We start from the raw sequence: 11,071 nt of genomic DNA, 5'->3' as shown, positions 1-11,071 counted from the left end.
AGGGGGCGGACCCGGCCGGGTCCGCCCCCTCCGCACATCCGTACGCCGTTCAGAAGCCCCGGCGCGGGGCCGGCGGCAGCGCGGCCGGGACGTGGTGCATGCCGATCCGGGCGCTGTGCGCCCCCGCGCTGTAGGCGCTGTAGGAGCCGCTGTACGTGCCGCTGTACGAGCCTCTGCCGCGCGGGATGTGCCGGAACGAGGTGAACCCCAGCTGTTCCTCGCCGCTGCGGTCGCCCGGCAGCGAACGGAAGGACCTCACGTACTCGGCGTAGAGCGCGTCGTAGATCGGCGTGGCCGAGGGGCCGCCCTGGCGGTGGAAGGCGTCGTATGTGTGCACAACCGTGCAAACGACCCCGGGCCCGAAGGGATGCGGCTGAGCAGTGCGTCCTCAGGGGCGCGGGGCCGTGGTGCGCGCGGTCGGCGGAGTCGCGGTGCGCGGGGCCGTGGCGCGCGGTGGGCCGACGGCTCAGGTGCCGGCCAGCGGGAGCGCCGAGGCGACCAGCTGTCCGCCCGCGGCGGCCTTGTCGAGCGCCTCGCGCAGCAGGTCCTCGCGCGGCTGGCGGCCGATCGACCCGACCGGTGCCGCGAACATCAGCACCTGCTGGTGCTTGTTGGCGGCCGTCCGCCAGCCCTCGGTCACCTGGAGCGGCTGGTGCGCCTGCCACCAGGCCACCGGACGGCCGCCGCCCGGCCCCGGCTGGAGCACCGCGTGCAGCTGACCCACGGCGAGCAGCACCGACCAGCCGTGCAGCACCGGCGGCACCGCCGACAGCTCGGTGACCGGCATGAACCCCTGCTCGATCAGGAGCGGCAGGAAGTCGTCGCCGCGGCCGGTGGTGCCGGGCCGCACGACGGGCGCGGTCGGCTCCACGACCAGCGCCGGGTGCAGCTCCCCGGCGATCAGGACCAGACCGCTGGTCACGCCGAGCACCGCCTGCTCGGGCACGGCCTTCTCCGGCTGCGGCCGCGTGTCACCGGCGCCGCCGCCGATGGACCTCACGGCGCCCTGGAGCTGCTCCTCGGTCACCTTGACGACCTGGGAGGGCAGACAGCCCGCGTGGGCGAAGGCGAGGACGGCGGTCTCGTCCCCGATGAACAGGACGGTGCTGGTGCGCTCCTGCTCGCAGTCGCCCGGGGTGCGGCACGACGTGCAGTCGTAACTGCCCGGGGCGGTCTCCCCGGCGAGCAGGCGGTCGGCTTCTTCGTCGCCGATCTCGGCGCGTACCTCGTCGCTGACGTCGAGCATGCGCGGCACGGGTGGCTCCCTCGGGATGCGGTGCGTGGCGAGGCCGGGTGGCGCCCGGCCCGTGGTCCGGGCGGGTCCCGGGCTCATGAAGAAGACAACGGGCGATCTGTGGCGGGGGTCACGCCCGGCGGGGAACGGAATCGAACCAACCGACGCGCACGGTCACGCGCCGGACGGAATCCGGCACTCATCGTCAACTAGTCGGAAGCGCAAGGAAGTTGGGGCCGTGAGGTGGGTCACAGATCGCATGGGTGACAGGTCGACAAATCAGGAAATCACGCAATGAAGTGGGTGTCCTGAAATCGCCGGTACCCGAGGTAACGGCGAACTGGCCAGCGACATCGAGGGGCCCGGTTGAACCTCGCGGAGCGGGTCCCTACATTCCTCCGCCGTGTGCAACGAGCACCGCTCGGGTACGTCCGCCGCGCACGACCGGCCCGCACCACGGCCTTCCGGCGGACGGGGCGGCGTGCCCCGACCGCGTCCTGTGCGCGGCGAGCACGTCCCGCCTTGGGGGACCCCGGGTCCTTCGAGAGGGAATCACATGTCCGAATGTGCCGATACCACGCGCGACGACGACCGTCGCAGCCGTACGGCGAACCGCGCGGCGACGGTCCTCGCCGGGGCGGCCCTGCTCGCGCCCCTCGGTCTGCTGGCCGCGCCCGGCGGCGCCGCGGCGGCCGACGGCGGAGTGTGGGACCGCATCGCCCGGTGCGAGAGCGGCGGCAACTGGCACATCAACACCGGCAACGGCTACTACGGCGGACTGCAGTTCTCCGCCGCCACCTGGCGCGCGTACGGCGGCACCGCCTACGCGGCGACCGCGGACCGCGCCAGCAAGGCCCAGCAGATCGCGATCGGGACCAAGGTGCAGCGGGCCCAGGGCTGGGGCGCCTGGCCGACCTGCGCGGCACGGGCGGGGGCGTACGGCAGCGCACCGGCCGCCGCGGCCGCGCCGCGCGCCTCCGCGCCGAAGGCGGCACCGGAGCGGGGCGGCGCCCGTGCGGACCGCGGCGCCTCGCGCGGCGACCACACGGTCCGCGCGGGCGAGACGCTGAGCGGTATCGCCGCCCGGCACGGCACGACCTGGCAGCGGCTGCACGCCGCCAACCGGGACGTCATCGGCGGTGACCCCGATCTGATCGTTCCCGGGCTGCGGCTTCGCTTGTGAGTGCCGGTGAGTGCCGGTGAGTGCCGGTGACTGCCGGTGCGCGTGCCGGGGTGGGCGACGGGTGAGCCGTACCCCTCCGCCCGGAGCGCCGCGTCCCGTCCGGCCCGCCCGCCGGACGGGACGCGCGGCGTGTCAGCGCGGGCGCCGCTCTCCGGCCTCGCCGCTGAACACGAGCGCCCCGCGCCGCAGTTCGTGGACGAAGACCGTACGGCCCCGCGGCGCGGGCGGCGGCAGCCGCTCCCCGGCGACGACCACGCACGCGTCGAGCGCTCCCAGCAGCGCGTACGTACGGTCCGCGACCGGCGGTGCCATGCCCTGCGCGGGTTCGTCGACGAGCACCACGCGCGCGTGGGAGGCCAGGACCCGGGCCAGCGCCAGCATGCGCTGCTCGCCGCCGGAGAGGGTGCCGGCGCGGCGGGCGAGCAGCGGACCCAGTTCCGGATAGGCGTCGAGCGCGGGGCGCGGGCCGGCGGTGGCCAGCGTGAGGTTCTCGCGCACGGTGAGCGAGGGGAAGACGGCCCGCCGCTCGGGGACCAGCCGCAGGCCCCGCCGGGCCCGTTCGCGGGCGGGCAGCCGGGTGACGTCCACACCGTCCCACTCGACGGTGCCGGCGGACAGCGCCACCGTCCCGGCGAGGGCGCGCAGCACGGTCGTACGGCCCGAGCCGTTGCGGCCCAGCAGGACGGTGAGCCCCGGGCCGGGCGCGGTGAGGGTGACGCCGTGCAGCGCCTCCAGGGGGCCGTAGCGCACGCGCGCGTGGCGCAGCGAGAGGGTGGTCACGGGCCCGCCTCCGGCCGTACGGCGGTGTCGTCCAGGACGGCGGCGGGCGGGCCCGAGGCGACGACGCGGCCGGCGACGAGGACGTGCACCTCGTCGGCGAGGTCCGCGACCAGGTCGAGGTCGTGCTCGACGACGAGCAGGGCCGTGCCCTCGGCGGCCAGCGCCCGCAGCAGCCGGGCCAGCGCGGCGGCCTCGGCGGTGTCGAGGCCCGCGGCGGGCTCGTCGAGCAGCAGCGTGTGCGGGGTGCCGGCCAGGGCACGGGCCAGTTCCACGCGGCGCAGGGTGCCGGTCGGGAGGTTCCCGGCGGGGTGCGTGCCGGCGGCGTGGTCGAGGCCGGTCAGCCGCAGGGCGCGGCCGGTCGCCGAGGGGTCGGTGACGCGGCCCCGCTCGGCGCCGACGCGGACGTTGTCGGCGACGGTCAGCGACGGGAAGACGGCGACCTGCTGGAACGTCCGGGCGATGCCGAGGCGGGTGCGGGCGTGCGGGGGGAGGCGGGTGATGTCCCGCCCGCCGAGACGGACCCGCCCCCGGACCGGGCGGACGGTCCCCGCCAGACAGTGGAACAACGTGCTCTTGCCCGCCCCGTTGGGCCCGACGACAGCGGTGATCCGCCCCGCCGGCACGTCCAGGTCCACTCCGCGGAGCGCGGTGTGATCGCCGTAGCGGACGAGGAGACCGCGGGCCCGGAGGGCGGGGACCCGGACGGTGACCTTGCCGGGCGCCGCCCGGCGCGGCGGAGACCCGGTCCGCGGGGCCGGTACCGGGCGTCCCCCCGCCGGTACGGACGACTGCCGGGCCGCCGGCTCCGGCGGGGCGTCACGCGTCCGCGTCCCCTCCCGCGCAGGTGTCTCCGGCCGCGCAGGGAGGCCGGGTGGCACCGGCGTCCCACACCCGGACCCCTCCGGCCGCACCGCTGACTCCGGTCGCCCTGCTGTCCCTGTCCGTCTCGGAGGCTCCGCCCGCCCCGTCAGCTTCCTCCGCACCCGCCTCCCCAGCGGTGTCAGTCGGGACCGGCGTCGCGCGGTGAGGCGTTCGGCTGTCGTACGCAGTTCCTCGTAGCGGCCCGTCAGGACGGCCAGGAGCCCGATGAGAGCCGCCGCCGTGCCGCCTCCGGGGCCCGCGTCCAGGCCGACCAGGAGGATCGCGGCGGCCGGCGCGGCCAGGGGGCGGTCGGCGCCGAGGACGACGATCGCCGCGAACCACAGCAGGCCCCGCACGGGGTCGTACATCCCGGGGTCGAAGGCGCGTAGCGCCATGCCCAGCATCCCCCCGCCGAGCGCGGCCAGCGCGGCACCGCAGACGAACGCGAGCAGCTTCAGGGACGGCACCCGCACACCCGCCGCCGAGGCACCCGCCTCGTGGTCCCGGAGCGCCGCCAGCGCCCGCCCCACGCGCCCCCGGCGCAGCGCCGCCGTCACGGTCAGGGCGACGGCGAGCAGGGCGAGTTCGAGGACGTAGTAGGCGCGGTCCGCGTCGAAGCCGGCGGGGCGGCCCAGGGCGAGTCCGGCGGTGGCGTACGGCTGGGTGAGGACGAAGCGGCTCACGCCGACACCGACCGCGAACGTCGCCAGCGCCAGCGCCAGCCCCCGGCGGCCGATCGCCGGCCACCCGGTCAGCAGGCCGAGGGGCGCGACGAGCAGGACCGCCACCGCCAGCGCCGTCAGTTCCGGCAGGCGCGGCAGCCCCGGGAAGCGCCCCGCCGCGAGCAGCGCGGTGAACAGCGCACCCAGACCCGCGTACGCCGCCTGTCCGAGGGAGATCTGGCCGCCCCGGCCGGTGACCACCACCAGGGAGAGCAGCACCACGGCGAGCGCCGGTACCCGCACGGCGGTGTGCAGGTCGGCGCCCGCGAGGCCGAGAGGGAACGACAGCAGCACGGCCGCCGCCGCCCAGGCGGCCGGCGGGGTGCGCCGAAGCGGCCGGGCGGGGCGCGGCAGCGCGTCGCGGGTGCCGACGCCGGGCAGCAGCAGCGCCGCCACCAGCAGTGCCACCACGAACAGATCGGACCCGAGGGCCTGCACCAGCGGCTGCCACCGGTCCGACGGCCGGAACCGCGTCAGCTGGCTCTGCGCCACCCCGATGGCGAGCGCCACCGGCACGGCGACCGCGAGCCCCCGCATCCGCGCGGCGACCGCGACGGCGACCACCTCGATCACCAGCAGGGGGAGCCCGTACGGGTCGAGCCGTACGGCGGGCGCGAGCAGGACACCCGTCAGCCCGGCCGTGAACGAGCCGAACGCCCAGCCCGCCGCCGCGATCCGGTCCGCGTGGACGCCGCCGAGCACCGCGAGCCGCCGGTCGTCGACCACGGCCCGCAGCTCACGCCCGAACCGGGTCCACCGGATCACCGCCCCGACCCCGCAGGCGAGGGCCACCGCCACCGTCAGCGGGCCCCACGGTTCCCACCGCACCAGCTCCGGCGCGTCGTCCCGGGCGCCGGGGCCCCACAGCAGCGCCGCCCCGCCCACCAGCAGCACGAAGACCCCGAGGGACGCCACCAGGGTCCGCGCGGGATCGTTGCCCCGCACCGCCAGCGGCCGGAAGACGGCCCGTTCCAGGACCAGTCCGAGCCCCGGTGCCAGCACCAGCAGCGTCAGCGCGGCGGCCGGCCAGGGCGGCCAGCCCCACTCGACCACGCAGTGCCGCAGCGCGTAGGCGCAGACCATCGCGATCGCGCCGTGCGCGAAGTTGAGCACGCCGGTCGCGCGGTAGGTCACGATCAGCCCGACGCCGGTGAGCGCGGCGGCGGCACCCACCGACAGCCCGGCGAGCGTCAGGTCGTACGTCAGCGAGGACATGCCGCCCGCCTCAGTCCGCGGCGGTCGGTGCCGGTGGTGCGCAGACCGGGCACGGTGCCAGGCCGGCCCGTGCCCGCCGCGCGGTGTCCACCGGCGCGGCCCCCGCCTTCCCGGCGACGAGCGGGCAGTCCGCGCGGTGCCACAGCGTGCCGCCCGGGACGGCGACCGGCGGCCCGTCGGCCGTCGCGACCGGACCCGACGCCGCGACCTCCTCTGCCGTGCCGTCGTCGTCGGCGGTCTCCACCAGCAGCCGGTACAGCTCCTCCACGCGCGCGGTGGCGGCGCTCGCGCGCCCGTGGGCCAGGAGCACCGCCCCGGCGACGAGACACGCGGCGCCGGGCACCGTGCAGGAGGCCAGATACGGCAGTTGGCGTTCCGCGTAGCGCTCACCGGAGACGCCGTACCAGCCGAGGACGCACAGCAGGGCCCCCGCGGCCAGCGCCGCACAGCCGGCCCACACGACGGGGTGCACGGTCCGCAGTCGGGCTGTCCGCATCGCTGGCTCCCCCCGCGTGGGGCGGCGCCGCACCCGTCCTGGCGCCGCCTGTGGCCAAGTCCGCCGATGGCTTGCACTATGCCTGTGGAAGAAGCCGACCCTGAAACCGCCGGGCGCACAAGGCCCGGACCGACATCCGGTGGTGAGCCACATGGTTCTCGGGAGCGACCTCGGACGGGCGGACCCACGCCGCGGGCGCGGCACGCGGGTCGCGGCCGGCGCGGCGGCCCTGCTGCTCTGCCTGGGCACGGCCCTCGCCGCCTGCGGTGACGACGGGGACGGTGACGGCGACGCCGCTCCGACGGCGGCGTCCACCGCCCCCGCCTCGACGGCTCCGTCGGCCTCGGCGCCCGCGGACCCGGCCGCCGCGGAGCGGGAGATCAAGGAGAACTGGACGACGTTCTTCGACCCGGAGTCCTCCCTCGCGGAGAAGAGCGCCGTGCTGGAGGACGGCGACCGGATGCGGCCCGTCCTCCTCGCCTTCGGCGGGGACGAGCGCGGCGGCCGGGTCGGGGCGGAGGTCACGCGGATCGCGTTCACGTCGTCGACCGAGGCCGACGTGACGTACACGCTGACGCTGCGGGGGGCCACCGCCCTGCCGGACGCCGCCGGTGCCTCCGTGGAGCAGGACGGCGTCTGGAAGGTGTCGGCCAAGACGCTGTGCGGGCTGGTCCGGTTGAGCGGCGATGGCTCGGCCGCGCCGGTCCCGGGCTGCTGAGGCCGTCGCCGCGGCGCTGCTGCTGCTCCTGGCGACGGCCTGCGGCAGCCGGCTGCCCGAGCGCGACTTCGAGCGCGACGACCGCGCCTCCGCGCCCGTGTCCGGCGGCGGGCCGATCCCCGTCGGCATCATCGCCAGCGCCACCAGTCCGGTCGGCGGCGACGCCTTCACCGGTCCGCGCGACGGCGCCCTCGCCTTCTTCGACCGGCTCGACGCGCGCGGCGGCATCGCGGGCCGCCGCGTCGAGGTCCACGTGTGCGACGACGGCGGCAGCGGCGTCGGCAACAACGAGTGCGTGCGCGAACTGATCGACGGCGAGAAGGTCGTCGCCCTCGTCGCCACCACCGCCTTCGACTACGCCGGGGCCTCCCGCGTCTCCCACGCGCGCGTGCCCGACGTCGGCGGCCAGCCCCTCACCGCCGCCTACGAGACCTGGCCGCACCTCTACGGCGTCTACGGCAGTTTCGCGCCGCGCGAGGGCGCCCCCGGCTGGGACGGGAAGCTGTACGGCGGCACGGAGGTCTACCGGTACTTCAGGCGCGCGCAGGGGGCCCGCACGGCCGCCGTCGTCTCCTACAACCAGCCCGCGTCCGCCGCCTACGCCCGGCTCGTCGAGCGCGGACTGCGCGCCGAGGGGTACGAGGTGACCGCCCGGCAGGTCGACTTCGCGCTGCCCGACTTCCGGTCCGTCGCCGCCGGTCTGCGCGAGGACGGCGCCGACCTGGTCTTCGACGCCCTCGACCGGCACGGCAACACCCGGCTGTGCGAGGCGATGGACGACGCCGGCGTCCAGCTCCTGGCGAAGGTCACCAACGTGCAGAACTGGACGTCGGACGTGGCGGAGGAGTACGCCCGGTCCCCGCGCTGCCGCAACGCCCTGTGGGCGACGGGGGCCAGCCGCAACTTCGAGGAGACCGGGCACCCGGCGGTCCGGGAGTTCCGCGCGGCCACGGAGGGGCTGGAGACCCACTCCCAGTGGCAGTTGGAGGGCTGGGCCGCCGCCCGCTGGTTCACCGAGGCGGCCGGTGCCTGCGCGGCGACGGCGACGGGCGTCACGCGCGCGTGCGTGGACGCCCGGGTGGGCCGCGCCGACGGCTACACCGCCGGGGGCCTGCTGCTGCCCGTGGAGTTCGCCCGGCTGGCCCGGCCGCCCGCGCACCGCGGGACGTGTCTGTCGGTGGCGCGCTGGCGGGACGGCCGGGGCTGGGTCTCCCAGGGCGACATGGACCGCACCTGCTTCGACGTCCCGCTGCTGCCGTACGCGCCGTGACCCGGCGGCCGTTCGCCGCACGCCGTTCGCTGCGGCCGTCCGCCGGGCGGGTCAGGAACCGGCCTGGTGCTTTTTCGGCTCGGGCTGCGGGGTCTCGGCGGCGTACTGCGGATGGTGCAGGTCGAACGCCGGGGACTCGGAGCGGATGCGCGGCAGCGTCGTGAAGTTGTGCCGGGGCGGCGGGCACGAGGTCGCCCACTCCAGGGAGCGTCCGAACCCCCACGGGTCGTCGACGTCGACCTTCTTGCCGTACTTGGCGGTCTTCCAGACGTTGTAGAGGAACGGCAGCGTGGAGGTGCCGAGCAGGAACGCGCCGATCGTGGACAGGGTGTTCAGCGCGGTGAAGCCGTCGGCGGCGAGGTAGTCGGCGTACCGGCGGGGCATCCCCTCGGCGCCCAGCCAGTGCTGCACCAGGAAGGTCAGGTGGAAGCCGGTGAACAGGGTCCAGAACTGGATCTTGCCGAGCCGTTCGTCGAGCATCTTGCCGGTGAACTTGGGCCACCAGAAGTAGAACCCGGCGAAGGTCGCGAAGACGACCGTGCCGAAGACGACGTAGTGGAAGTGGGCGACGACGAAGTAGCTGTCGCTGACGTGGAAGTCCAGCGGCGGCGACGCCAGGATGACCCCGGTCAGGCCGCCGAACAGGAACGACACCAGGAAGCCCGTGGCCCAGAGCATGGGTGTCTCGAAGGAGAGCGAGCCCTTGAGCATCGTGCCGGTCCAGTTGAAGAACTTCACGCCCGTCGGTACGGCGATCAGGAAGCTGAGGAAGGAGAAGAACGGCAGCAGCACCGCGCCGGTGGTGAACATGTGGTGCGCCCAGACCACCACCGACAGACCGGTGATCGCCATCGTCGCCGCCACCAGCGTCAGATAGCCGAAGAGCGGCTTGCGGCTGAAGACCGGGATGATCTCGCTGATGATGCCGAAGAACGGCAGCGCGATGATGTACACCTCGGGATGGCCGAAGAACCAGAACAGGTGCTGCCACAGGATCGCGCCGCCGTTGACCGCGTCGAAGACGTGGCTGCCGAACCGCCGGTCCGCCTCCAGCGACAGCAGGGCCGCAGCGAGCACCGGGAACGCCAGCAGGACCAGGATCGACGTGAACAGCGTGTTCCAGACGAAGATCGGCATCCGGAACATCGTCATGCCCGGCGCGCGCATCCCGATGATGGTGGTGAGGAAGTTGACCGCGCCGAGGATCGTCCCGAACCCCGCCAGCGCCAGCCCCATGATCCACAGGTCGGGGCCGATGCCGGGGGAGTGCGCCTCGCTGTTGAGCGGCGCGTAGGCGAACCAGCCGAACGCCGCCGGACCGCTCGGCACCAGCAGCGAGCCCATCACGATGAGGCCGCCGAAGAGGAAGAGCCAGTAGGAGAGCATGTTCAGCCGGGGGAAGGCGACGTCCGGGGAGCCGATCTGGAGCGGCATCAGCTCGTTGGCGAACCCCGCGAAGCTCGGCGTCGCGAACAGCAGCAGCATGATCGTGCCGTGCATCGTGAAGAGCTGGTTGAACTGCTGGCTGTCGACGACCTGGAGCCCCGGCCGGGCCAGCTCCGCCCGCATGATCAGGGCCATGACACCCCCGACCAGGAAGAAGACGAACGACGTGATCAGGTAGAGGTGGCCGATCTTCTTGTGGTCCGTGGTGGTCAGCCAGTCCACCACCAGCCGCCCCCGCCGCCGGGTGCGCACCGGCTCCGTCGTCGCCCCCACCGTCTGCGTGCCCATCGCCCGCCCGCCCCTTCGTCGTCGCCTCCCGGCCCGCCGGGACCCGCGCGCCGCGCGTGCCCGCGGGACCACGCCATGATGCTCGCGCCGCCCCGCGCCGCGACAGGGGGCGTACGCGGACGATGGGGGCCGCCGGTGGCCCAGAGTGAGGAACGGGCCGGGGGAGAAGGCCATCGGGGACCGGTAATTCCGGGGCGCCGGCCGGGTATTCAGGCGGTCCTTTCCACCCGGTTTTCCCCGGTACCGCGAGAGTGTGCGGACCGGCCCTCGGCAATTCCCGGGCAATGCCCGCGACGGCGGTATCGAACCGCTCGTCCGGGTGACGGAGTTCAGCCAAAACGTGAGCGGTGATCTGTGACAGAAATGTGACGGGCGACGGTCCGTGACCCGTTACCGGTGCGGGGTTCCCCGGTCCACGACCAGGGCATAGCGTGGCGTCATGGCACCGATTCCGTCACCTTCAGCCGAACCTCAGGACAGCCCCGACGGCTACGTCGGCCTCGACGCGGCCGCGGCCGAACGGCGTGCGCGGGAGCGTGGCTGGGCGGCCGTCCGGTCGCTGCCGCCGGGCGCGATCATCACCATGGAGTACCGCGTGGGGCGGCTCAACTTCGAGGTGCGCGACGGCCGCGTGGCCCGCGCCTGGAAGGGCTGAGACACGGGTTGAGGTACGGGCTGAGACACGGGCTGAGACACGGCGTCGGCCCCGGCCCCCTCTGCGGGAGCCGGGGCCGACGGGTGCGTACGGAGCGGGTGCTCAGCCGCCCGAGACGGGGCGGGCGGCGGGGGCCGTGCCCCGCGGGTGGCGGTCGGAGTGCGGCGGGCGGCGGCTGCCGGCCGGAGTGACCGGGCTCCGCT

General features: G+C 75.1%; 10 protein-coding genes. 4 read left to right on the top strand and 6 right to left on the bottom strand.

Going from position 1 to position 11,071, the window contains the following annotated elements:
- Positions 1-49 precede the first annotated feature (49 nt).
- Both UW392_RS63080 and UW392_RS63075 read right to left on the bottom strand, forming a co-directional pair.
- Positions 50-337, bottom strand: a complete 288-nt coding sequence (locus UW392_RS63080) for a hypothetical protein (RefSeq protein ID WP_320784535.1) — start codon at positions 335-337, stop codon at positions 50-52.
- A 129-nt stretch (positions 338-466) separates the two neighbouring features.
- Positions 467-1,255, bottom strand: a complete 789-nt coding sequence (locus UW392_RS63075; protein WP_320784534.1) for a hypothetical protein — start codon at positions 1,253-1,255, stop codon at positions 467-469.
- 535 nt (positions 1,256-1,790) lie between these two features.
- Here UW392_RS63075 and UW392_RS63070 point away from each other — a divergent pair.
- Positions 1,791-2,417, top strand: coding sequence for a transglycosylase family protein (locus tag UW392_RS63070; protein ID WP_320784533.1), 627 nt, complete (start codon positions 1,791-1,793; stop codon positions 2,415-2,417).
- A gap of 132 nt (positions 2,418-2,549) precedes the next feature.
- Here the strand turns inward: UW392_RS63070 and UW392_RS63065 are convergent, their stop codons facing one another.
- The 3 genes from UW392_RS63065 to UW392_RS63055 are packed head-to-tail and all read right to left on the bottom strand — an operon-like array spanning position 2,550 to position 6,491.
- Entirely contained in the window at positions 2,550-3,197 is a 648-nt protein-coding gene (locus tag UW392_RS63065) for an ATP-binding cassette domain-containing protein (protein WP_320784532.1), read from the bottom strand.
- Positions 3,194-5,995 carry an ABC transporter permease subunit gene (locus UW392_RS63060; RefSeq protein WP_320784531.1) on the bottom strand — a complete coding sequence of 934 codons (2,802 nt, stop codon included), beginning with the start codon at positions 5,993-5,995 and terminating at the stop codon, positions 3,194-3,196. Before UW392_RS63060 ends, UW392_RS63065 begins: the two co-directional genes overlap by 4 nt.
- A gap of 10 nt (positions 5,996-6,005) precedes the next feature.
- The gene (locus tag UW392_RS63055) at positions 6,006-6,491 is read right to left on the bottom strand and encodes a hypothetical protein (RefSeq protein ID WP_320784530.1); all 486 of its coding nucleotides are present in this window, start codon (positions 6,489-6,491) and stop codon (positions 6,006-6,008) included.
- Positions 6,492-6,642: 151 nt separating this feature from the next.
- Here UW392_RS63055 and UW392_RS63050 point away from each other — a divergent pair, with 151 nt between their 5' ends.
- Positions 6,643-7,209 (top strand): hypothetical protein, encoded by a 567-nt coding sequence (locus UW392_RS63050; protein WP_320784529.1) that lies wholly within the window; start codon positions 6,643-6,645, stop codon positions 7,207-7,209.
- Positions 7,178-8,479, top strand: a complete 1,302-nt coding sequence (locus UW392_RS63045) for an ABC transporter substrate-binding protein (protein WP_320784528.1) — start codon at positions 7,178-7,180, stop codon at positions 8,477-8,479. Before UW392_RS63050 ends, UW392_RS63045 begins: the two co-directional genes overlap by 32 nt.
- A gap of 51 nt (positions 8,480-8,530) precedes the next feature.
- Here UW392_RS63045 and ctaD read toward each other — a convergent pair whose 3' ends face one another.
- Entirely contained in the window at positions 8,531-10,213 is a 1,683-nt protein-coding gene (gene ctaD / locus UW392_RS63040) for a cytochrome c oxidase subunit I (protein WP_320784527.1), read from the bottom strand.
- 439 nt (positions 10,214-10,652) lie between these two features.
- Here ctaD and UW392_RS63035 point away from each other — a divergent pair, with 439 nt between their 5' ends.
- Positions 10,653-10,868: an I78 family peptidase inhibitor gene (locus tag UW392_RS63035; RefSeq protein ID WP_320784526.1), complete on the top strand. Its 216-nt coding sequence runs from the start codon at positions 10,653-10,655 to the stop codon at positions 10,866-10,868.
- Positions 10,869-11,071 lie beyond the last annotated feature (203 nt).

The organism is Streptomyces sp. CRN 30, from assembly GCF_034105845.1.
The sequence above is the reverse complement of the archived record's forward strand: the minus strand, read 5'-3'. Positions and strand labels throughout refer to the sequence as shown.